The 24,627-nt window shown below is 28.3% G+C and carries 21 protein-coding genes, 1 pseudogene and 1 other annotated feature; of the genes and pseudogenes, 1 reads left to right on the top strand and 21 read right to left on the bottom strand.

Annotated features, from left to right (window positions below; translation table 11 throughout):
* Positions 1 to 31 precede the first annotated feature (31 nt).
* The 10 genes and pseudogenes from BR82_RS0102695 to BR82_RS0102645 form a co-directional block, all read right to left on the bottom strand.
* Positions 32 to 1,438: an ATP-binding protein gene (locus tag BR82_RS0102695; RefSeq protein ID WP_034863993.1), complete on the bottom strand. Its 1,407-nt coding sequence runs from the start codon at positions 1,436 to 1,438 to the stop codon at positions 32 to 34.
* A 215-nt stretch (positions 1,439 to 1,653) separates the two neighbouring features.
* Positions 1,654 to 1,818: pseudogene (locus tag BR82_RS16600) on the bottom strand (amino acid--tRNA ligase-related protein); the annotation flags it as partial.
* Positions 1,819 to 3,340: 1,522 nt separating this feature from the next.
* Positions 3,341 to 3,544 (bottom strand): hypothetical protein, encoded by a 204-nt coding sequence (locus BR82_RS0102685; RefSeq protein ID WP_027088915.1) that lies wholly within the window; start codon positions 3,542 to 3,544, stop codon positions 3,341 to 3,343.
* A 199-nt stretch (positions 3,545 to 3,743) separates the two neighbouring features.
* Positions 3,744 to 4,661 (bottom strand): helix-turn-helix transcriptional regulator, encoded by a 918-nt coding sequence (locus tag BR82_RS0102675; RefSeq protein WP_027088914.1) that lies wholly within the window; start codon positions 4,659 to 4,661, stop codon positions 3,744 to 3,746.
* Positions 4,662 to 5,299: 638 nt separating this feature from the next.
* Positions 5,300 to 6,109: an HNH endonuclease family protein gene (locus BR82_RS0102670; RefSeq protein ID WP_027088913.1), complete on the bottom strand. Its 810-nt coding sequence runs from the start codon at positions 6,107 to 6,109 to the stop codon at positions 5,300 to 5,302.
* A gap of 227 nt (positions 6,110 to 6,336) precedes the next feature.
* Positions 6,337 to 7,827 carry a lysine--tRNA ligase gene (gene lysS / locus BR82_RS0102665; protein WP_027088912.1) on the bottom strand — a complete coding sequence of 497 codons (1,491 nt, stop codon included), beginning with the start codon at positions 7,825 to 7,827 and terminating at the stop codon, positions 6,337 to 6,339.
* Between the two features lie 33 nt (positions 7,828 to 7,860).
* Positions 7,861 to 8,094: a binding site (T-box leader), on the bottom strand.
* A 42-nt stretch (positions 8,095 to 8,136) separates the two neighbouring features.
* Positions 8,137 to 8,382 (bottom strand): helix-hairpin-helix domain-containing protein, encoded by a 246-nt coding sequence (locus BR82_RS0102660; RefSeq protein ID WP_027088911.1) that lies wholly within the window; start codon positions 8,380 to 8,382, stop codon positions 8,137 to 8,139.
* Between the two features lie 71 nt (positions 8,383 to 8,453).
* Positions 8,454 to 9,737 (bottom strand): O-acetylhomoserine aminocarboxypropyltransferase/cysteine synthase family protein, encoded by a 1,284-nt coding sequence (locus BR82_RS0102655; protein ID WP_027088910.1) that lies wholly within the window; start codon positions 9,735 to 9,737, stop codon positions 8,454 to 8,456.
* Positions 9,738 to 9,957: 220 nt separating this feature from the next.
* Positions 9,958 to 10,773, bottom strand: coding sequence for a hypothetical protein (locus tag BR82_RS15045; protein WP_051592722.1), 816 nt, complete (start codon positions 10,771 to 10,773; stop codon positions 9,958 to 9,960).
* Positions 10,774 to 10,912: 139 nt separating this feature from the next.
* Positions 10,913 to 12,334: an NAD(P)/FAD-dependent oxidoreductase gene (locus BR82_RS0102645; protein WP_027088909.1), complete on the bottom strand. Its 1,422-nt coding sequence runs from the start codon at positions 12,332 to 12,334 to the stop codon at positions 10,913 to 10,915.
* Between the two features lie 302 nt (positions 12,335 to 12,636).
* Here BR82_RS0102645 and BR82_RS0102640 point away from each other — a divergent pair, with 302 nt between their 5' ends.
* Positions 12,637 to 13,278, top strand: coding sequence for an HAD family hydrolase (locus BR82_RS0102640; protein WP_027088908.1), 642 nt, complete (start codon positions 12,637 to 12,639; stop codon positions 13,276 to 13,278).
* Positions 13,279 to 13,568: 290 nt separating this feature from the next.
* Here the strand turns inward: BR82_RS0102640 and BR82_RS0102630 are convergent, their stop codons facing one another.
* The 11 genes from BR82_RS0102630 to BR82_RS0102580 all read right to left on the bottom strand — a co-directional run bounded on the left by BR82_RS0102630 (position 13,569) and on the right by BR82_RS0102580 (position 24,500).
* Positions 13,569 to 14,309 (bottom strand): amino acid ABC transporter ATP-binding protein, encoded by a 741-nt coding sequence (locus BR82_RS0102630; protein WP_027088907.1) that lies wholly within the window; start codon positions 14,307 to 14,309, stop codon positions 13,569 to 13,571.
* Positions 14,309 to 15,025 (bottom strand): amino acid ABC transporter permease, encoded by a 717-nt coding sequence (locus BR82_RS0102625; RefSeq protein ID WP_027088906.1) that lies wholly within the window; start codon positions 15,023 to 15,025, stop codon positions 14,309 to 14,311. The genes BR82_RS0102630 and BR82_RS0102625 overlap by 1 nt, the downstream gene beginning before the upstream one ends.
* Positions 15,022 to 15,852: a transporter substrate-binding domain-containing protein gene (locus tag BR82_RS0102620; protein ID WP_027088905.1), complete on the bottom strand. Its 831-nt coding sequence runs from the start codon at positions 15,850 to 15,852 to the stop codon at positions 15,022 to 15,024. The genes BR82_RS0102625 and BR82_RS0102620 overlap by 4 nt, the downstream gene beginning before the upstream one ends.
* A 99-nt stretch (positions 15,853 to 15,951) precedes the next feature.
* Positions 15,952 to 16,647, bottom strand: coding sequence for a response regulator (locus BR82_RS0102615; RefSeq protein WP_027088904.1), 696 nt, complete (start codon positions 16,645 to 16,647; stop codon positions 15,952 to 15,954).
* Positions 16,644 to 18,128, bottom strand: a complete 1,485-nt coding sequence (locus BR82_RS0102610; RefSeq protein ID WP_034864005.1) for a DUF4118 domain-containing protein — start codon at positions 18,126 to 18,128, stop codon at positions 16,644 to 16,646. Before BR82_RS0102610 ends, BR82_RS0102615 begins: the two co-directional genes overlap by 4 nt.
* 53 nt (positions 18,129 to 18,181) lie before the next feature.
* Positions 18,182 to 19,663: a TrkH family potassium uptake protein gene (locus BR82_RS0102605; RefSeq protein ID WP_027088902.1), complete on the bottom strand. Its 1,482-nt coding sequence runs from the start codon at positions 19,661 to 19,663 to the stop codon at positions 18,182 to 18,184.
* On the bottom strand, positions 19,641 to 20,324 hold the full coding sequence (locus BR82_RS0102600; protein WP_027088901.1) for a potassium channel family protein: 684 nt from the start codon (positions 20,322 to 20,324) through the stop codon (positions 19,641 to 19,643). The genes BR82_RS0102605 and BR82_RS0102600 overlap by 23 nt, the downstream gene beginning before the upstream one ends.
* 5 nt (positions 20,325 to 20,329) lie before the next feature.
* Positions 20,330 to 20,767, bottom strand: coding sequence for a potassium channel family protein (locus BR82_RS0102595; RefSeq protein WP_051592720.1), 438 nt, complete (start codon positions 20,765 to 20,767; stop codon positions 20,330 to 20,332).
* Positions 20,768 to 20,780: 13 nt separating this feature from the next.
* Complete coding sequence (locus tag BR82_RS0102590; RefSeq protein ID WP_051592719.1) at positions 20,781 to 21,125, bottom strand: hypothetical protein; 345 nt, start codon at positions 21,123 to 21,125, stop codon at positions 20,781 to 20,783.
* 208 nt (positions 21,126 to 21,333) lie between these two features.
* Positions 21,334 to 23,778: an ATP-binding protein gene (locus BR82_RS16595; protein WP_147590199.1), complete on the bottom strand. Its 2,445-nt coding sequence runs from the start codon at positions 23,776 to 23,778 to the stop codon at positions 21,334 to 21,336.
* Entirely contained in the window at positions 23,775 to 24,500 is a 726-nt protein-coding gene (locus BR82_RS0102580; RefSeq protein WP_027088898.1) for a response regulator transcription factor, read from the bottom strand. Before BR82_RS0102580 ends, BR82_RS16595 begins: the two co-directional genes overlap by 4 nt.
* Positions 24,501 to 24,627 lie beyond the last annotated feature (127 nt).

Genomic DNA, 24,627 nt, shown 5'->3' with positions numbered 1-24,627 from the left:
CTTTCGGTGGTCTTTCGGTGGTCTATATCTTTCAATTATCTGATTTCTTAATAACATATCCACCTTTTGATCTAGTACCAATATGTTCAATAACTTCTTTTTTTCTTAATATTTTTACAGCATTTTCTACGCTTGTCTTTTTAATCGATAATAAATCTGCAATTTCTCTCGTATTCAAACCAGGATGACCAGAAATAATACCATAAACTAATAATTGTTTTTCTGGCAAAATTGTTGGATCAAAATTATTCTTTTGATATTCATCTTTTCTCGTCTTTCTTGAAACAATACTATTTTCAAGCGTTAATAAGACAGCTGATGAGTTTGGTTCAGTATATATAGGATCATTTAAAAATGAAGCTTGCATTTCATCGTATATACGCTTTACTCCTTCATTAAGTTCTTTTACATAACCAAATTCAGTCAAAACTCTAGCAATTCTTGGATTTCTTGAGTAACGAGTATACTTCATATTTTTTAGTGTCACTATATTAGGTAACTTTCCTGGACTAAATATTTCTAAATGATCATCATATAAAGAAACCCTAATATGATCCCCTTGTAAAGAATAATTGCGATGCGTAACAGCATTAACAATTCCTTCAAGCCATGGAAACTCTGGGTATTCGGGAATTATTTTGAATACTCCATCCTCACCTAAATATTGAAAATCTCTTAATTGAGAATGCATCTCCCTTTTTATATTTTCAATAATTTTTGGAATTGCATCTTCAAAATTTATATCTTTAATAATATTTATGCGTTTTCCAGTTTCCATTTTATTTCCATCAAATTTTAATAATCTCACTCTTGCATTTGGCAAATATTTTGTTGGATATTTTCCAAACAATAATATTCCTGCATAAGTGAGATAACCATTCTTCATCAAAGATCTTGCATATAGAATTTCTTCTAAAGAAAGATTTGTACCTAATATTTGCTTATATTTAGTTAATAATTCAATATCTACATCATTAAACGAAGATTCTTCTATAACTAAATCTTCAAATCTACGTTCACCTTTATCATATTCTAATTGAGTAACCTGTTCATGATTTAATAATTTTGATTTATCTCCTACTCTTAAAAAAACCTTTTGATCTCTTGTTTTTATAACATAATTGTCACTAGATTCTATTTCAAACAACAAAATTGTCTTATTATCAATTGTTCTTTCATCATGGATAACTTTTATATTGCCATCAATGAAATAAGGTACTTCTAAAAATTCATTAATCGAATGTGCCCCTTCATAATCAAAACCTGTAACTATACCATTATCCTCTATACCTATAGCTAAGATTCCACCGTTAGCATTTGCAAAAGCAACAAGATGCCTTACTATATCAGAAGGTTTTATTCTAGCACTTTTTCTATCAAAATATTGGTTCTCCTCATTTTCCAAAAGATACTGATTTGTAATACTTTTTATTATCATATAAGCCCCTCCTTCTTATGCTAATCTTAGTTTACACTAAATGAATAATTTATAAAATATAAATATGATAATTTTAAATCGTTTAAACATTAAAACTTTAAATTAAACAAAAAAATGTAGTTTTCTTATTTATAAAGCCATCAGATTTACTTTATGAATAAGAAAACTGCGCTTTTATTTTAACCATTAATTAAACTTAAAAATCAAAACTAGTTTTATTTTATCAAATATTTTTTAATTTTCATTTGAGGGAACAAGATAACTTCTTGAATAGATTCTTGTCCAGTTAATAACATAACAAGTCTATCAATACCCATTCCCATACCACCTGTTGGAGGTAGACCATATTCCAATGCTTCTACATAATCTAAATCCATTTCAATTCATATATTGTTTTTATGTGTTTTCTTATGTTATCGCATATTCAAAAACATAGGAATTTTTATACTTTTATACATATTTATTTCATTTTGTATGCTAAAATTTATGCCACTTTTTGAAAATATCCATATAACAATTGACATCTTTTTTTCACCATAATATATCTTAATATTAAATTGTTAGACAAATTATTATTTGATATAATACATTTGTTATCGTCCCTCCTGTTTGGAGAGGAGGTGATATAATAATGTCCGATTTGATTATTTCTGTCATGGCAGGTGTAATTGTTTATTACATATGCAAATGGTTAGACAAATATTTATAACGGTAACTAGCCTAGTGTTAAGTTCACTATAAAAACCAAAAAAGGTAAGGAATGCGACTCCTTACCTTTTTGCATTGTGATACAACAATGCCCGATTCACAAATAGATTATAACATTGAACCTATTCAATTTCAAGTATGTAAAAATTTTAACGGAATTATACTTTTTAAATTCATAAAATAACATCTAATGTATAATGGTGGATTTTGAATTAATATTGAGCCATAAAACTTAATTGATTTCATATTCTATCCTTATACTCTTTGTCTTTAATAATATAAGGAAATTATATAGTAAATTTTTAAAACACCCATAAATCTTTTTATATTCATTTCTACTCAATATAAAATCTCATAGGTAATTTGATCTTCACTATCAGCATACTTATTCACTAAATATTTACAGTAATAGCTGATATATAAATTTTATAATAATCGCCAATGTTATACTATTTTCTCAAATATTACCTTTTTTGCATAAACCACATTTTTAACATTATCTGCTATTCTAAATACAATATATATATTAATATACAATTAATAAAATAACACTGTTCCTATTAGAATTTAATCTTCATATCATCATCAAAAACCTCATCATTATCATCCCAGTACTTTTCTTTGATCTTCTCTACTGAGATGAGTATATATGTTCCATGTCGTATTGACTGTATAAATCTCTAATAATTATTGGATTGATACCTGCCTGTTTCTCTCATAGGAGCCTCTCCTTTATATTATACTTTTAAAATATACTTTTGCTTTACTGTTGTTATTCTATTAAAGTGCCTTTATTTAGAATTTGTATGTCACTTTCAAATCATATAATTTAGATCAAACAAAAAAAGCATAATCTCCTAACAACCATAAAGTCATTAAACATTACTCCATGATTTAAGAAAACTATGCTTTTATTTTAACTATCAATTTAGGTTTAAAATCAAAATTATATTGATTTTATCACTATTTACTACGTTGTTTCATCTGTGGTGCGAATAATTGCATACGCTTATTCTTGATTTGTGCCCTTTTTATGGGTACTTTTTTGTCAGATAGTTCATTTAAATATTTGTTTTTACGGAAAAACTACGACATTTATATGCAACTGAAAACATATTATAAATATGCTGTATGAGGTCAAAAACATTAAAAAGAGTTTTTAAGAAGAATAAAATAACTTATACAAAATTCACCTTAACTTATAATATCACTTTTATCAACGAGATAAATAACTTCATCTTCTTTTAATCCAATTCTAATCAATGTAAGAAAATAAGAAAAACACATCATAAAAAATGCTATATTAGCCATTTCATCGTCTACTGCATAAAATCCATCATGAGTAATTTCATTCCTGTGCTTTACAAAACGATTAATGTCTTTTTCTTGTATATTCATTTTTGGTGACAATTATCGCTATTAAATAATTGTAGAGCCTTTGAGTCTGAATAAACTTTTAATAAATCTTTAGCATCTTCAAATTTTACCATTCTTAAACTGAATTGATTGTTTTCTATACATATATTGTTATTAACATAAATCATTTTTCTTCCTCCGTTTTTTTATATATAAAATAATAAAACAGTAACTATGACACCTATATGTCATAATTACTGTGTAAAAATTTCTGTGCTCTTTTATTTAATTCTTCCTTGACTTCCAAAGGTTTTAAAATAACTATTTCATTGCCAAAAGATAATAGTGTTCCTTTCCATAATTCTTCATCTTTAGGAAGATGTAAAGATAAAACATAATCACCATTATCTTTGATTGAAATTAATTTTGCATTGAGATATTCAACTGCTTTAATACGACTATTTTTCTTACATAATATTTCTATATCACAATATTCTCTTTGATCATTCATTTCATTTTTCATGATTTGATAAATATCTTGATGATAATGATTGTTAAAACCTGATGCTTTTTTGATGCTATCCATTCTTATAATTTTATAATATCTATAATCTTCTTTATCTCTATCAAAACCAACAAGATACCATGAATACCATTTATAAATAATCGCAATAGGATCAACTTTCTTTTGTGAAAATTCATTTTTTGAATTTGTATAATCAAACTCAACAACACTTTGATTCAATATTAATTTTTCCAATAATAGCAAGTTCTTGTTAATTATCTCTTTTTCCTTAAGAACACTAAAATCTAATATAATATGTTCTTGAGAAGCATGACTTAACAAGTTAACTTTATTTAAAGCTTTTTCTATTTTTTTATTTTCAAATGCACTATTAAAACCCTTTAAAGCTAATAATATTATTTCATAATCTTGATCATCAGCTAGTTGTATATGCATTTTATATTGTTCGTCAATTTCATATCCACCGTCTATTCCAACAAACGAAATAATAGGAAATCCTGCAAGAGTTAATGTATCAATATCTCTTTGAATTGTACGAACTGAAACATCAAATTGATTTGATAAAATTTTAGCACTAACTCTTTTATGATTAAGCAAGTATATTATAATTAATAACAATCTCTCTATTTTCATTTCTCTCTAAAAACCCTTCTACAGACTTATTAAAATTTGGATGAAATAAGATATAAATTTCTTGTCAATTTTTGTATATTAATATCTTTTACTATGATATAATCTCAATTAGAACTATCAATAAATGGTAGGCGGTTGTTCCATTTCTTAGTCTTTTGAAGAAATGGCAGCGTCTTCAAACAGTAATCTCTTTATGAGAAATAAAAGGCTGCTGGAGATGCTTATGGTAACATATGAGGGTTTATTCCAATTTGTTATAATGCTTATAGCATTAATCTCTTTAATTATAAAGATTTCCAAAAGAAAATAACCGCCCATTCCACTGACACGGTTATTTTCACATAACTTTTTCATTGGAACAACCGCTTATCGGTAGTTCCTTTTCACTTATATTATACGCAATTATCAAAATTTTACAACTTATTTAATTACTGTTTATTATATTTTTTTATCAAAAACAATCCATCACATTATGAATTTTAAATTTTTTTTATTTTACTCTATGTTTTGATTAATAACAGCACCTATTTTTATCTATAGTACACAATTAAATTAGATTTTTTTCATAATATTATATAGTTATAAGATTTCATTTTACATTTTAGAATATATGCTAATTATAACTATAATATCCTTAATTAATCATTATCTAAGTTTAAAATTTCTTCTTTTATAGTTACACCAAAAGCATCTTTCCATACCTTTTCAGGTTCTTCTATTTGAGGATAAATTATACTTGTTGCTTCTCGAATATCTTTAAAGGTATAATCTTTTGCAAAATAAAATTGATTCTCATTTTCATCAATAACACCAGATGCATATAAACTAGAAAATAAATCATCCAAAACATTTTCACTACCACGTTTTATTTTTATTTTCGATCCTGCGTCAATTTCTACAGTAAAATTTTCATTAATATAACCCCATGCTTCAATACCGGATTTACTCAAATATATATCCATTCGCTTCCCCAATTTCATTTTACTTTTTGTATATGGATATACTATATTAATCAATTCATTTGTTCTATGCTCAATTGATTCAATATTCCATTCCTTCTTATTTAAAATAGATTCATTCATTTTAATATGTTTAGTTTTTGACAAATAATCTTTTTTTGTTTCGAAATCTTTATTTCCCATAGATGAATTATCTTTAGAAGAAACAATTGTTAAATTTCCTAATAAATTAACATAGTATGAATATTCTTCTTCGGAAATATTATTTGTCACTTCTTTCCAATACTTATTTGGAGTTTGTGGCATTATATGTTCTTTTGACAAAGCATTTTTATCATATGGTATTTTATTGTTATGATTTACAATTATGTTAAGTATCATTTCAATATTCGGTTTTGCATATGCATTTACATTTTTCATATAGTTCTTTATTAATAAATCATCTGGCATATTTGATTTATTGTTTATATTGTAATTTATTAAAAACATTTTTGTGACTTCTAGAATATCATTATAACATTATAGAACCTTCACATATACTTCTATTATTCATACTCGTGTATGCCACTTTTAAATTAAATAATTTAGACCAAACAAAAAAGCATAATCTTCTAACAACCACAAAGTTATGAAATACAACTTCGCGATTGAAAAAACTATGCTCCTATTTTAACTATTCATTTAAGTTTAAAATCAAAATTATATTGATTTTATCACTATTTATTACGTTGTTTCATTTGTGGAAACAAGATAACTTCTTGAATAGATTCTTGACCTGTAAGTAACATTACAAGTCGATCAATACCCATTCCCATACCACCTGTTGGAGGTAATCCATATTCCAATGCTTCTACATAATCTAAATCCATTTCATTTGCTTCATCATTTCCTAATTCTTTTTCTTTTAATTGATTTGCAAATCTTTCATATTGATCAATTGGATCATTTAATTCAGTAAATGCATTAGCATATTCATTACCACAAATAAATAATTCAAAACGTTGTGTAAATCTAGGGTCTTCTAGATTTTTCTTTGCTAGTGGTGAAATTTCGATTGGATGTCCATACACAAAAGTAGGTTCAATAATTGTTTCTTCAACATACTTTTCAAAAAATTCATTAATAATATGTCCATATCCAAAATGTGGTTCAATTTCGATATGATGCTCTTCAGCTAATTTCTTAGCATCATCAAAACTCATATCTTCTGCAAAATCAATTCCTGTTTTTTCTTTAATTGCATCAGTCATTGAAATACGCTTAAATCCTGGCGCTAAAGAAATTTTATTACCTCTATATTCAAGATCATAAGTTCCACATACTTCCATAGCAGCATTAGAAATTATCCCTTCTGTTAAATCCATCATCCCTTCTAAATCACTAAATGCTTTATAAACCTCAATTGTTGTAAATTCAGGATTATGTGTTCTGTCCATTCCTTCATTTCTAAATAAACGCCCAATTTCATAAACTGCATCCATTCCACCAACAATTAATCTTTTTAAAGACAACTCTGTTGCAATACGCAAATAAAAATTCATATCTAATGTATTATGATGAGTAATAAATGGTCTTGCGCTTGCTCCTCCTAAAATTGGATTTAATACAGGTGTTTCTACTTCAACATATCCTTTATTATCTAAATAATGTTGAATAGAACGAATTATTTTAGGTCTTGCAAAAGCAATCTTACGCGCTTCTTCATTCATAATTAGATCAACATATCTTCTTCTATAACGTTCTTCAACATCACTTAACCCATGATATTTTTCTGGTAATGGTCGTAATGCTTTAGTTAAATGTGTATATTCTTCTACCTTAACTGAACATTCTCCGGTATTTGTCATAAAGACTGTTCCTCTAACACCTATAATATCTCCAATATCACCTTTTTTAATAATTTCATAGATATCTTCACCAACTACATCTTTACGAACATATAATTGAATCTGACCATCACGGTCTTGAATATGCATAAAACACACTTTCCCTTTACGACGTTTTGTCATAATTCTTCCAGCAATTTTTACTTCAACTGCCATTTCTTCTAACTCTTCATGAGTTTTATCACCATATTTTTCTTTAACTTCTTTAGAATACGCAGTAACATCAAATCTTTGTCCAAAAGGATCAATTCCTTTATCAATTAATTCTTGTAATTTTTCACGACGAACCAATTCTTGTTCACTAAATTTTCTTTCTTCCATTTTTACCTCCTAAAATATAAAAAACTCTCATCCCTAAGGGACGAAAGTCATCGTGGTACCACCCTAATTCATTAATAAGTCACCTTATTAACCTCAATAGCTATCATCTAATAGCTTTGCCTGTAACGTGGCTCACGTTATCTAATCATTCTTAATCCTAGATACAGCTCCTAGTCTTTTTTCATTATACTCATCATATCTCTTTTCACCAACCGAGACTCTCTTTAATGCATAAAATATAATTACTCCTCTATTCATCGCCTTTATTCATCGTTGTAATCTTAACTTATCAAACCAATCTTGTCAATATCAATCTTTCCAATACCACCATTTTAATTCTTTAGAATCAGGATTTTTTGTATTAGCATAATATACAATCATGCGATACATATATAACTGACACCGATCAACATGTACACCCCTGATTTCACACTCTTTTTGATACATTTGTTCTGAATCAGCTCCTTTTAATGAATCCAATGTTTTATAACCAATCAGCTTTAAAGATGCCTTTGTGGCTTTTCTAACATATGGTATTTTTGTAAATTCACTCATCAAAATCACCTCAATATAATTATAATTTAAAAGCTATCCTTAGGGATAGCTTGTTATTAATTATCAATTTTTTAAACATACTTAAAAGCATTTTCAATATCTTCTAATAAATCATCAATATGTTCTAAACCAATTGATAAACGAATTGTCGTTGGCTTAATTCCTGAATCAGCCAACTCGGCTTCATTCATCTGTGAATGTGTTGTTGAAGCAGGATGAATTACTAGTGATTTAGCATCGGCAACATTAGCTAACAATGAAAATATTTCTAAATTATCAATAAATTTCTTAGCATCATTTTCATCACCGGCAATTTCAAATGTGAAAATTGATCCTGCACCTTTAGGAAAATACTTTTGGTATAAATCATGATAAGGACTAGTACTTAATGATGGGTGATTTACTTTAGCAACTTTTGGATGTTTACTTAAATAATCAACAACTTTCAAAGCATTTTCTACATGTCTTTCAACTCTTAATGATAATGTCTCTAAACCTTGCAATAGTAGAAAAGCGTTAAATGGAGAAAGAGTAGCCCCTGTATCTCTTAATAACACAGCTCTAATTCTTGTCACAAAAGCTGCTGCTCCAACAGCTTTTGTAAAAACCACACCATGATAACTTGGATCTGGTTGTGTAAGCTGTGGAAATTTACCTGATGCTTCCCAATCAAATTTACCGGAATCCACAATAATTCCACCTAGGGTTGTACCATGCCCGCCAATAAACTTAGTTGCAGAATGAACTACAATATCTGCATCATATTCAATAGGTCTAAATAAGTACGGTGTTCCAAATGTATTATCAATGATTAATGGTATTTTAAAATCATGGGCAATTTTACTAATCGCCTCAACATCAATCAAGCTTGAATTAGGATTACCTAATGATTCAATAAAAATTGCTTTAGTATTTTCTTGCAAGGCTTTTTTAAAATTCTCAGGATCATCTCCATCAACAAAAGTTGTATTAACTCCATAATTTGTTAAAGTATGCGCTAATAAATTATATGTTCCTCCATATATCTGTTTAGCCGCCACGATATGATCACCTGCACGAGTAATACTTTCTATTGCATATGTTACAGCCGCTGCTCCAGATGCTAATGCCAAAGCTGCTACCCCACCTTCTAACGCAGCTATTCTTTGTTCAAAAACATCTTCGGTTGGATTCGTTAATCGTCCATAAATATTACCAGCATCACTTAATCCAAATCGTGCTGCAGCGTGATCACAGTTATCAAATACATAAGCTGCAGTTTGATAAATCGGTACAGCTCTTGCTCCTGTAGAATCCGTTGTCTCTTGTCCTACATGTAATTGTTTTGTTTCAAATCTTAAATTATTTTTGCTCATTTTTATTTCCCCTTTTCTTTATGTTTATGCATAATATTTTATAAATTTAAAACAACAATACATTCGTCCATTTCTAAAATTATTTCTAAGCTGTTTTTCTAATTCAAAGCTCATATTATCACCTTTTCCTACTTTGTTAGTATGATATAAGTATACTTAACTTTCAATAATCTGTCAACAATTAAAAATAGGCTACCTAATAAAATAGCCTATATAATGCTTAATTAACTGTTATATCAAAAGTAAATGTATCTCCATCAAGAGAATAATCGTTACTTTGTCCTTTACATATTAATTGAAAATCGGCTTGTTCTAATCCGTTATACACAAGTATCCCCTCAGTTTTAACACCTGGTAAAATGTCACTGTTTAGTTCAGGATAATCTGCATAATAATTTGATTCATATTCAAATTGTTTATTATTTTGAACTGCTTTTGTACTATATGAATAAAAACTATATTCATTAGCTGATTGGTTATCAACTGATATATATACTCTTGCTTCAATTGGTGAAAATTCTACTTTTTGTAAAGTTACTGTAACCCCATTAGATGTTCTAACATCATTGACCTCTACAGATTTTAAAGTTGGAGAAACTACATCAATATAACTACTAATTTCAATTTTCTCAGCTTCTATTTGTGGTGCTGTTATTGATTCACCAAAAGCATTCGTACCTTCAAAAGTTCCTTTAATAAGACCGGTTACAACCACATAACTATCTGATTTTAAATCTTTTGCTAATGACTTCTTACAGTGTATAACTGTATTCTTTTCATATTCTTCTGGATCTCCCATCATTTGAAATACCGTTGTATCGTCTTCACTTTCTGGACTTCCAAATACCTGTCCTGTTAACGTTACATATTTCCCCTTAAATTTATCAGGATTTGAATACAAGCTATCTAATTGGTTCTCTGTAATAAATTCTTTTTCCTCCGTTTTTTTAGATGTGTCTTTGCCACTATCATTACTACAACCAAATAACCCTAGACATAAACCTAGACATACTAAAATCATACTAATTTTTCTCATAATATCTTCCTTTCCCATATAATATTTAATACAAATAGTATAATTATTTATATATCTATTATCTCATAAACATACGCTGTTTGCCAAAATAAATTATAAACTTTTGTATATAAAAATCCTGTATCAAACAGGATCTTTATTACTTTTCAAGTTGTTCAATAATATGACGCGCAACAATAATTCCATTAGCTCCAGCCTGAGCTAATCCTCTAGTCAATCCGGCACCATCACCAGCTACATACAAATCATCAATTTCACATTCAAAACCTTTTCTTACCTTAGGACGAGCAGAATAAAATTTTGCTTCAACCCCATATAATAAGGTATGCTCATTAGCAATTCCTGGAGTTACAGTATCTAAAGCCTCTATCATTTCTATAATTGATTTCATCGTATTGTATGGCAATACTAATCCTAAATCACCAGGTACTGCTTCAGATAAAGTTGGTATTGTATATCCTTCTTTTAATCTTTTATATGTTGTTCGCCGTCCTCTTTTAATATCACCATACCTTTGAACAATAACACTGCCATTAGATAATTTATTAGCCAACCGGCTTACTTCATGAGCAAATTCATTAGGTTGATTAAATGGTTCACTAAAAGTATGTGATACTAGTAATGCAAAATTTGTATTTTTACTACCAAGTTTAGGATCATGATAAGCATGTCCATTTGCTAACATTGTTCCACTATGGTTTTCGATTACAACATGTCCAGATGGATTTGAACAAAAAGTTCTCACTCTAGTTCCTACAGTTGTATTATAAATAAATTTTCCTTCATATAAATTATTATTGATTTCTTCCATTACAATATTACTAGTTTCGACTCGTACCCCTATATCAACCTGATTATTATATAATTCAATATTATGTTGTTTTAATACTTTTGTTAACCAAGCTGAGCCATCACGTCCTGGAGCTAAAACAATTTTTTTAGCATTAATAATATTCTCATTTTCTAAAACGACACCAGTTGCATGATTGTTATTTACCACTACTCCTTTTACTGCTGTTTTAAACAATATATCAATATGCTGTTTTAATTCATTCGACATTTCTGTCATAATACGAAGATTTTCTTCGGTTCCTAAATGTCTTACTTTAGCTCTTAATAATTTTAACCCAACTGCATAACCGCGATGTTCTATTTCTTTCACTTTATCTGTTGTTGGATCTGTTATATCTTTTGTAGCTCCATGTTTTAGGTATAAATTATCGACATAATTTATTACCTCTTCAACTTCATCAGTTGAAAGATAATCTGTCAACCAGCCGCCAAATTCACTTGTAATATTAAATTTCCCATCTGAATATGCTCCAGCACCACCAAATCCTGCTGTAATTGAACAAGCTGGTAAACATCCAGGCTCATTATCCTTAATAATTGGACAAGATTTAATTTTCTTTTCTTTAATTGGACAGTGACGATTCATAACATCCTGTCCTTTATCTATAAGCAACACATTTAATTTTGGCTGTTTCAAATATAATTCATAACATGCCATAATTCCTGCCGGCCCTGCTCCAACTACCACAACGTCATAACTTTTTTTCATTCCATCGCTCCATTCTAAATTCTTCACAAACCTTATTAATTATACTCTATCACACATTTTAATGCAATTACTTAACATAATATTATCCTAAGATAAATTTTCTATCCTAAAAATCATTTTCAAAATAGAAATTCTATTATAATTATTACCAAAAAATAAACTTATATATTTTTAATTTAATGACATTATGCATTACCAAATTAACTAAAAATCATTTAATTGCTGTTTTAAGTATAATGATCTATAATATTTTCTAAAGTTATTATAATGAAAACTATTGCTATAAAAAGGAGAATTTAATGATGATTAAAGGATATATTGTTGATATGGATGGTACCATCCTTGATTCTATGTTTATTTGGGATAATATCGTAGCTATGCTATTACAAAAAAAAGGCATTACTATTGATAACAAACTTAAAAATACATTAGCACCATTATCCATAGATGATGCATTAAAATACATAAAAGAAAAATATCAATTATCTGATACAATATTTGAACTTCAAAATAAACTATCAAAAATTTTAGAATATGAGTATTTAAATAAAGCCGTGTTAAAACCTGGTGCAAAAGATTTTATTAAAAACTGTGCTGCTGCAAAGAAAAAATTATGTTTATTAACTGCTAACGGTCGAGATTTAACAATTAAAATTTTAGAAAAAAATAATCTATTGCACTATTTTGATAATATTATTACTTGTGACGATACAAAATTAACTAAGCAGAATAGTACCATTTATCAATTTGCAGCTCAATCACTCGATTTGAGTGTTAATGAATGTATTGTGATTGAAGATGCTTTGCATGCTATTTATTCAGCAAAAAAAGCTGGTTTTATAGTATGGGCTGTAGCAGATAACAGTAATATTCATGATTGGCATAAAATAAAAGAAATAAGTAACGCTTCATTTAAAAATATGAAATCTATTACCCTTAGTTAAAAAACAAGAGATTTATTAAATTGATTTTACTGTAATCATGTTCCTTTTAATATAACAATTTTAAAACATAATATCTAAATTTTTACAAAGAAAATATTGATTTATTTAAGATAGTCTATTTTTAATCGATCTTGAAATAAGAAAAATATTTCAAATCTAATCTAATCTTTATACCATTTCTTCTATTTGTCTTTCATTATATGATAAAGATAATATAATAGAAAAATAATCGCAACTATTCCAATAATAGCTATTAATACTGCCATGATCTTTTCCTCTTTTCATTTTTATTAATTTTTTAATTTGAGATGTAAAAAATTTTTAATCCTTTCATGCTGCGGATATTCAAAAATCTGTTTAGGAGTACCTTCTTCTAAAATAATCCCTTTATCCATAAAAACAATTCGTGTTGAAACTTCTCTTGCAAAAGACATTTCATGTGTCACTATAACCATAGTTAATCCTTCTTCAGCTAATTCTCTAATAATATCTAATATATCATCAACCATTTCTGGATCTAACGCACTTGTTGGTTCATCAAATAAAATGACATCAGGATGCATACATAATGTCCTTGCAATTGCAACACGTTGTTTTTGCCCTCCAGATAATTGCAAACTCATCTTATTTTTAAACTTTTCCATCCTTACTTTTTTAAGATATTTAATAGCTATATCATAAGCTTCATCTTTACTCTTTTTTAAAACTTCTCGTTGCCCAAGCATACAATTTTCTAAAACTGTTAAATTATTGAAAAGATTGAAACTTTGAAATACCATTCCAACATTTGCACGATATTTATTGATATCACATTTTCGTATATCAATATTCTCTCCTTTATAAATAATTTTCCCATTATCAGGCCTTTCTAATAAATTAATGCATCTTAACAATGTACTTTTCCCTGATCCGCTTGATCCCAAAATACTAATAACCTCTCCTTTACAAACATCAAATGTTATATCTTTTAATACTTCTTGGTGTCCAAAAAATTTTTTTAAATGATCCACTTCAATAATCTTATCATCCATTAATGACCCTCCCATATGTATCCTTTATACATTCTTTTTTCAAAATAATTCATAATTAATGAAGCTATTGTAGTTAAAAACAGATAAATAAGCATAGCTACAAAAAATGTTTCGGTATATTGATAAGTTGAACCAGCAACTGATGTAGATTGAAAATATAGTTCTGTTACACTAATAACATTTAACATCGAACTATCTTTTATATTAATAATCAATTGGTTTCCTATTGAAGGAAATGAATTTTTTATAGCTTGAGGAAGAATAATTTTCTTAAAGGTCTGAGGCGTTGACAGCCCAATACTTTTAGCAGCTTCACTCTGACCAATATCAATAGATTGGATACCAGATCTAATAATTTCTGCCATATAAGCACCTGTATTCACTGAAATAATAACTAAACCTGCTGTTAATCCCGTCCAACCTAAAATTGGTTTTAGTAAATAATATAAAAACATAGCTTGGACAAGCATTGGTGTGCCACGAAATACCCAAAGATAAAAATCAGTTAAAACTTTTAAAAATTTTTTTAAGACTTTAACACCGGTATTATCGTACTCATCAATTTCTATAACACGTATAGCCCCAATTAACAGTCCGATCAATAGCCCTGTGACAGTTCCAACAATTGCATAGATTACAGTAATTTCAATACCATATTGAAACTGAGAAAAATTTCTAACTAAAATTTCCCATGCTTTCGTAAAATCAACACTCATTTTTCATTACCTAAAGATTGCCTTTCAACCGCTTCTTGCATCATTTGTTTTCTTTCATCAGTAGAAATTTTATCTAATGCATCTTGTACCGATTGAAAGAACTCACTATTTCTAGTCCCTTCTTTTAAAGCGATAGATACTGTTGTATCTGCTTTAAAACCTTTTTCTTTATCAAATTCAACAACAGTCAAGTCATCATGCGCTGCTAAAATTCCTTCAGCTACAGCTATCTCTGCAGTAATACCATCAACATCACCCTGTTGTAAAGCTACGACCATTTCTGGATAAGTTGATTTGGGGGTAACATGCCAAACACCTTTAATTTGATCAATCACGTCATCATAATTCGTTCCCTTTTGACCAATAACTTTCTTTCCAGTAAATTGTTGAATATTTTTAAACTTAGCCTCTTCACTATTTTTACGAACAATCATGATCATACCTTTACTATCATAATATGGTGTTGTAAAATCCGCTCCTTCTTCTCTTGCTTCGTTAGCTGTCATTCCAGCAATCACAGCATCAATTTCACCTGAATCCAATGCTAAAATGAGTCCATCCCAAGATATTTTCTTAATAACCAGTTCTTTGCCTAAACTATCAGCAATTTTCTTAGCTATTAAAACATCATAACCATCAGCATATCCAGCACCCCCTAAAGATACTGTATAATCACTTTTTAACGATGTTTGCCAATTAAATGGTGCATATCCACATTCCATTCCAACAATAAATTGATTTTTTTCATTTAACGCGGTCTTGTTGTTTGAACCACATCCCACTAATAACAAAGTACTTGTTATTAGTGCTAATAACATCTTTTTCATTTTATGTCCTCCTTATTTTATTCGACACCTTTAGTATAAATGCTCATAAATTAAATTAGGATTAATAAAACTATAGATGATATTAAAAAAAGATGAAAATTAATCTTCATCTTCTATCATGCGATAACCTACTCCGATTTCTGTTAAAATATACTGTGGAGTAGCTGGATTTTTTTCTATTTTTCTTCTTAATCCAGCCATTAACGCTCTTAATGCTTGTGTGTCATGACCATAGCCAGTTCCGTAAATTTGTTCAATAATATAATGTGTTGTTAATACTTTCCCCATATTTTTGAAAAATAAAGACAGTAATTGATATTCTAAGGGCGTTACATGAAGCTTTTGACCATACAAATAAACCAATCGCTTATCTAAATCAATCGCTAAATCTTTAACTTTATAATATGTTTGCGTCCTTCTTTGATCAAAACGATAAAAATGTCGAAAAGCCACCTTGATTCTAGCTATTAACTCAGTAGCAGAAAAAGGTTTAGTTAAATAATCATCTGCCCCTAATTCTAAAACATACGCTTTTTCTTTATCACTATCTCTAGCAGAAACAACAACAATTGGAATTTCAGAAAATGTTCTGACTTTTTGAATCAATTCTACTCCATCCATATCTGGTAATCCCAAATCTAATAAAATCAAGTCAATATGTTCATTTATGATTTTATGAATAGCATCTTTCCCATTGGCTGAGGTTAAATAATCATATCTTTGATTTTCTAAACAATAGCAAATAAATTTTCTAATTTGTGTATCATCTTCTACAACTAATATTTTTTGACTCATATAATCTCCTTTAAAGGCAAACATATCATAAATTGCGCGCCCTGATGTGTTTGACAATTTTTAGCTTCAATCGTTCCTCCATGAGCTTCAACAATTGCTTTACAGATCGTTAATCCCAAACCTACTCCTTTATATCCATCAATATGGCTAGTTCCATTATAAGTATAAAACATTTCAAATATTTTTTCTAAATTCTGTTCAAATCCTTTGCCGTAATCTTCTATGATTACATATGCTAAATCATCTTTTCTAAAAGCAGAAATATCAATCTGCTTTATATTTTGCGTATTTTTCATAGCATTATCTAATAAGTTGATCATAACTTGTTGAATTAGTTGCGCATCAAGAGGCACCATTAACACCTTATCAGGAACATGAACATTAATTTCATAATTTTTATCATTTTTTGACACATGATGCACTGCACTTCCAATAACTTCTTCAATAGCTTCTAGTTGTTTATGAATTTCTAATTTTCCTTCCTGAACCTTTGTCAAACTTAAAATATTTTCTACTAGCAAAGACAACCAATCTGCTTCTTCATAAATACCTTTTGCTAAATTATAAGTCTCCTTATTTTCTGAATTTATTCCCATAATCATTTCTGAGGTTCCTATAATTCCTGATAAAGGTGTTCTCAGATCATGTGAAATAGCTCGCAATAAATTACCACGATATCTTTCTTTTACTGTCACTTCTTTTAAACGTAATTGTTCATTAACAGCATAAATACGATTCAAAGTTAAAGATATACTTTCAATCATAGAAAGTAAAACCTTTTGCTTATTTTCATCTAAAAAAATATCAGTTTGAGAAAAAATCAAAATTCCTAAAAGCTGATTGCTTCCTTTTAATGCATAATAATCATGTTGCTGATCACTCACTTTTAAAACATTCTCTTGAACTAACTGTTGTTGATATCGATAAACATCCCAATCCTTCTTTTCAGATATCTGTTGATGATTACCATAAAATACAACAGTCTTCTCATTATTAAAATATGCTAAACCTATAGAACAATGAAAAAAATCAGAAAGCCTGTTAATAACTGTTTCTACTAATGATTTTAAATCTAAAACATCAGAAAGTTCACTTGTTAAATGATACAATACTGTCATATGATAAACATTTTCCTTCGCTACTAATGTTGCCTTTTGAATACGTGTTGTTGAAGCACTTGTAATAATTGAAACTACTGTCATTACAATAAATGTAATGATATATCTTGAATCATAAACTGATAGCGTATAGTACGGTGCTGTAAAAAAATAATTAAATAAAAAAGTTGCTATGATAGATGCCAATAAACCATACCCATATCCTTCACTCACACGAGCCGTCATAAATACAGCTAATAAAAATATAAGAACAATATTCGTATCTGAACTATTCAATCTCTGTATAAACATTCCTAATATACAGGCTATAATCAATAAAAAAAACATTTTAATAAAACTATCCAAATGCTTTCTATTCTGCATTATATCACCTTTGCTTTCTATTGAGGTTATTTTAACACAGTCTAAAAAACTCATCAACGAAGAATCCTTGAACGGAAAAATAAATCTCTTACTTTATAAATGCCTGCATGTATTCCAATAAACACAACAAAAATTTCTAATCTACCTAAAAGCATACCAATCATCTCTATTATTAAAATGATATTTGATGCAGTTGGTGAGGTTATTCCAATAGATAATCCTACTGTTCCCAATGCTGAAGCAAACTCAAACATTGCACTTTGTAAATCACAATTAGCAAAAAAAGATAATAATCCTGTTCCTAAAATAAATAATATTAAATAAATCAAAATATAGCTCACTGTATCTTGTATTAATGAGGGTGTAATTTCTGTCTTCCCTTGAGCACGATAATGATAAATCTTACATACACTACGTTTTGAAGAAATTTTTTGAAAAAACGTTTTTTTGAATATCTTTAATGCTATATAGACTCTAGTTAATTTCATTCCACCTGCAGTTGATCCATAACCGCCTCCAACTAACATCAAAATAATTAATGATAGAACTGCTAAAGCTGGCCATTGTTGGTATGATGTTGTTGAATATCCTGTTGTTGATAAAGCAGAAACAACATTAAAAATGGCAGATCTAAAACTTTCACCTATTGACATATATAAAGAATAACTTAAAGATATTGTTACAATAATTGTAAAAAAGCTAATCAAAAAAGCAAATAATCTTAGTTCACTAACTTTTTTTACCTTTCTCCATTTCCCTTTAACCATTAATAATAAAACTGCAAAATTAGTCGTTCCTACGATCATCAATAAAATTGTCACCCATTCAATTGCTAAACTATGATATGCACCAATACTATCAACTTGTGTAGAAAATCCTCCTGTTGATAATGAACACATTGCATGAAATAAACTATCAAACCAATTCATACCAAATATGCGATAGAGTATTGTTCCTATCATTAGTGATATAAAATAAATTGAAAAAATCATATGTACCGTATTAATTAACCGTGGCTCTAAGCGATCTGGATGCCCTTCTGCATCATATAAATTTGCTGATTGATTCTCTTGAACAAAAAATAAAATCATCATAATAAATCCTAAGCCCCCGCAAAACTGCATAAAACAACGATGAAATTGAAAAAGATGATTGATTTTTGTCACATCGACAATAGATAATCCAGTTGTTGTCCAACCGCTTACAGCTTCAAATAATGCTTGAATCAATGTTAATTGTTTACTTATTACAAATGGTAAAGCTCCTAATATAATCCCAATAAACCAGGCATACAAAACAGTTAAACTTCCCTCATGAATAGAGGATCGCCAATGCATTGATACTTTTTTTTGATTATGCCAATAACAAATCCCTAATCCTAGTAAAATGCTTGCCATCGCAGGAATAATAAATGCATAACTTAAAGAAATATCTTCAGGGTAAAATAATAATGTTACTAAGGGTACCAATAATAGCATCCCAATTAAAATAAGAAATTGTCCATAATAATTATTACTTTTTAAAATACGTTTCATTGCCTGTCAACTCCCTTATGACTTTATCTTGAGTTATAGTTTCACAAATCATAATCAATTTATCATTTGGTAAAATTATTGTATTTCCATGTGGAACGATACCATTTTCATCTCTTAAAATATAAGCTATAATTGTATTTTGAGGAATGTTGATCTCTTTTATCTTCTGATGACAAACAGACATATTTGGGGTTATTCTTAATTCAATAAGATTAACCTTCCCTTCTTCGACTGCTATAACTTTTGATATTTTATCAACAAAAGCTTGTTGTTCTATAATCCCCGTAACCACACTTATTGCACAAACAACTGAATCAATTCCCATTTGATAAAAAAATTTTGTTTTTAACGGATCAGCAACTAAAGATACTGTTTTTTTTACATGAAACTTTTTCTTAGCCAATTCACATATAACTAAATTATCAGCATCTTTTGGTGTTAAAGCTACAACAATATTCATAGTTGCAGTTTCAGCCTCTTCTAAAACAAATGGTTTTGTCCCATCTCCATAAATAACTTCTATATTTTCATTTTCAGCAAGAATACGACAATTATCATACTGATTATTAATAACCGTAACATCATATCCTTTTTTTAAAAGTAACTGTGTTAATGAAATAGCTTTATGGAATCCTCCAACAAGTAAAACTTTTTTTTTCATTTTAATCAAACTCCTTTTTGATTTAATATTGATTGAATTTCATGGACTGATAAATATGTTGGACAAATCGTATTGATATGAAATTCATCATAAACACATTCTCTTTGTGGATCATACAAACGACAAATAATATTATCTAGACAATAAAGTTCTCTAGCCATTTGAGAAACCATAATATTAATATTATCGTTATTTGTAACAACAATAAAAATAGTATTCTTATCTACTTCCAGCTGCTTAAAAACATCTAGATTAGTTGCATCTCCAACAAGTGTCAATCCGCCAAAAGACGAATTCAACTTTCTAAAAGCATCTTCATTTTTATCAATTATGATCACCTGCCTGCCTTGCTCATATAATGAATTAGCAAGACTCGCCCCTAAACGACCACACCCGATAATGACTATTTTGTGTATTCCACTTTTTTGAAATAAACTTAACATCCTTAATCTCCTCCTAAATTTTTTTCTTTTTCTGTTGTTGAAAAACCTCTACATCCTGATCACAAAAATATGGATATTGCTTTTTCTCTTCTGCAATTCGCTCTATATTAAAACGTGATGGACGATACCACGGCGATAAATCCCAGCCTGCACGATAATGCTTCATAGCTAAAAGGATGTCACCATGTTTTTCAGCATAGATTCCTAACAAATTCTGAGGTTGTGGAGCATGCGGATAATAGCATAATAATTCCATAATCATTTTATATCCTTTTTCTTGATTGAATTTCAAAACTTCTTTAATCTTTAAACTCTGTTGTTCAAGTTCTAAATACTCTTCACTTTCATTTGGTTTCATGATAACCCTCCTCTATACTTTTATTGTAATAAAAGTACTGTGAAAAGGGTGTGAGATTTATCTATTTAGTGTGAGATTCTTGTGAGAAATTTTATAATTTAAATCAAAAAGAAATAAAAACGTTAAATTATCAATGTATTGAAAAATCACATATATTTTTTAAAATATTAAAAGGTCGGAACCCCAACCTCATAATTTGAATAAAAAATTACATATAATTTATTTTAGTTGCAGGTAATGTGAATCTAAATAAAGATCCATGTGGATTACAATCAAAAATATCGATAGATCCGCCATGTGCATTTATAATAGATTTACATAGTGCTAATCCTAACCCCATACTTCTTTTACCATCAACAATATTATTATTTCTACTATAAAATTTATCAAATACTTTTTGTTTCTCATCATCAGGTATACCAGGACCATCATCCCAAATTTCAACATATACCATGCTTCTTTTATAATATGAATGAATTGTAATATTTGATTCCTTCGGTGTATATTTAATTGCATTATCAACAATATTAATAATCACCTGAATAATAAGACGTGCATCTATATCAGCTATTAATAATTCATCATCTAATTGTAAATGAATATGATGCTCTGATTTTTTACGACTAACATGTTCTAATGCTTCTAAAATGATTTCCTCTATAACCTGCGGTTCTATTTTTAGCTGAATCGTTTTATCCTCTATTCTTGTTATAGATAATAAATTTTCAACTAAATTGATCAACCATAATGAATCATCATATATATCAGCATATAATTTTTGTTTATTTTCCTTCGATAAAAGATTATCATTTGCCATCAAAATGTCTGCATTCCCAGAAATAGAAGTTAATGGTGTTCTTAAGTCATGAGAAATTGATCGTAATAAATCTGCTCGCAATTGTTCATTTTTTGCTTTTAAATCAGCTTTATTTTTTTCATATATTACCTTTTCAATTTCTAAAGCAAATGCGATCTCTCCAAGTATAGCCAACAACATATCATTTTCAAACGAGTCTAACCTATCCTTATTCAAATAAATACCAACAACACCATATACTTTTTTGTTTATCTGAACCGCTAGATATAAATATTTCCCTGACGGTAAATATCGTGTCGATGCTCCACCATGTTTATTATGGGTAATAACCCATTTTGCTACACCTATTTCATTTGATGAAAAACATTCATCTATATGACTCTGATTTTGATTGGGTAAAACAAATAATTCACCTAATTCATCATTATTAACTGAATAAAAAATAATATCCCGATTAAGTAATTTATGCAACTGCTCACAACTTTTCTTAATGATACCTTCCTTTGATATTTCTTTTTGTAACATTTGATTTGTTTCTAACAATATTTTTGTTCTTTCTGCAATATTAGATGAAAATTTAGCATTTCGCTGAATACGTGCTGCTAAATGACTTGTCATAAATGCAACAATAAACATAATTAAAAATGTTATCGGATACCCTGTTTCATATACAGATAAACTTAATCTAGGAAATGTAAAGAAAAAATTAAAAACTAAAACACTGATCAAAGAAAAAATAATACTATATATTTTACTTGCAGTTAAAATTGCTATAAGAAATACTCCTAATATATAAAACATAATTATATTTGAATCATTAAATCCAAACTTAAAAAAAATAAATCCTATGATCGTACATATCGCTAAAATAATAATACTTAAAATAAAATCTTTTTTAATAAAATGAAAATTTTCTCTTTTCATTTTAAAATGATAACTTTCATATACTGGAACAATATAAATTTCAATACTATTTAATTTAGAAGCCAATTGATTACTGATCAACTGACTTTTTAATAATCTCCCTTTACTTCTAATACTCTTTTCAATAACTATTTTAGAAACACCTGTTAATTGAGCAAATTCTATGATCTGCTTAACCTCATCTTCAGCATAAACAATTTTTACTTTTATGCCAAGATTTTCTGCTAAATCAATATTATTTTGTAATTGTTTTTGATCATCTTCATTCATCTCATTCCTATTTAAAGTTGAGACATACAATGCAGTTATCCGAGAATGAGAACATAGAGCTAAATCTAATGCTTTAAATATGACTTTTCGACATGATGGAGACGGAGATATACATACTAATATATGTTCTTGAAAAGGCCTCTCATCTCGATATACCAATAAATCTTTTTGCTTTACCCATTCTAAATACTTACTTTTAGCAAGCTTATATAATCGTTCATTTTCTTTATCTTCATCTAAAAAAATAACATGATCTGCGCTAATAAGTAAATTTTCAAATATTTTATTTTGAATATTTTGTATTTGAAATATTTCTGCATTAATGCAAGTATAGACATCATATCCTTTTTCTAATAAAGTTCTTATATCTCCATAGATTTTTATTTGTTGATCAACTTCTAAATAAAAATTATCTATCAAGACAATTTGGGGATTATTTTGATAAATATGTTCGAAATGAATGGTCGAATCAATATGTGATTGAAACTCACTATAGCTTGACTGTTTTAATTTTTCAAGACATCCAATATATACACGATACCCCTTATCTTTTAAAAGTTTACCTTGAAACATCATACTTTCCATAACAGTATCATTACATCCTAAAAATATCGTTAATGATCCCAATTTTTCTTTTGTCATTTCTCATTTCCTTTATCATCATTCATTTTTATCATTTTATAACCAACACCAATATACGTTTGTATATATTTTTTATCACTTTTCTTCTCAATCTTTTTTCTCAATGTTGTCATATATACCCTTAGTGATGACAAATCTGATTCTATGGTATTAGTCCAAACTTTATCTAGTATATATTGATGAGTTAAAACTTTACCAACATTTCGAGAAAGTAAACATAATAATTCATATTCAATAGGCATTAAATGAATTTCTTTATTTTGAAAATAAACCGTTCTTGAAGGATAATCAATTTTAAGATCACCATTGACAAAAACAATATCGTCTTGTATTCCTTTTTGCATTTCTAAATATTGTGAACGTCTTAATGTTGAACGTACTCTTGCCAATAACTCTTCAACACTAAATGGTTTTGTAAGATAATCATCCGCACCAGCATCTAAAACCTGTATTTTATCTTCAGCGCTGGATCTTGCACTTATTACAATTATAGGTGTTATTGAAAACGTACGGAATTGCTTAATTATTTCAACTCCATCTTTATCTGGTAATCCTAAATCAAGTAATACAATATCATAATGATGGGTCGATAATGCTAATAATGCGGTCGTACCATTTACAGAAAGATCATATTTATATTGATTTGTTTGTAATGCTGTTGAAATAAGATTACGGATTGGTCCATCATCTTCTACAATAAGTATCTTAATTTCTTGGCTCATTTGTCATTCACCTCTATATCAAATATTATTTATTAAAATTTTTTAAATATTATTAAATAAATCTATAAACTTTGCAAGTTATTTATATTATTTTGAAAGGTCAATTTAATTAAAATAAAATTGACCT

It is taken from the genome of Thomasclavelia saccharogumia DSM 17460, assembly GCF_000686665.1.
Taxonomy (GTDB): Bacteria; Bacillota_I; Bacilli_A; order Erysipelotrichales; family Coprobacillaceae; genus Thomasclavelia; species Thomasclavelia saccharogumia.
The sequence above is the reverse complement of the archived record's forward strand: the minus strand, read 5'-3'. Positions and strand labels throughout refer to the sequence as shown.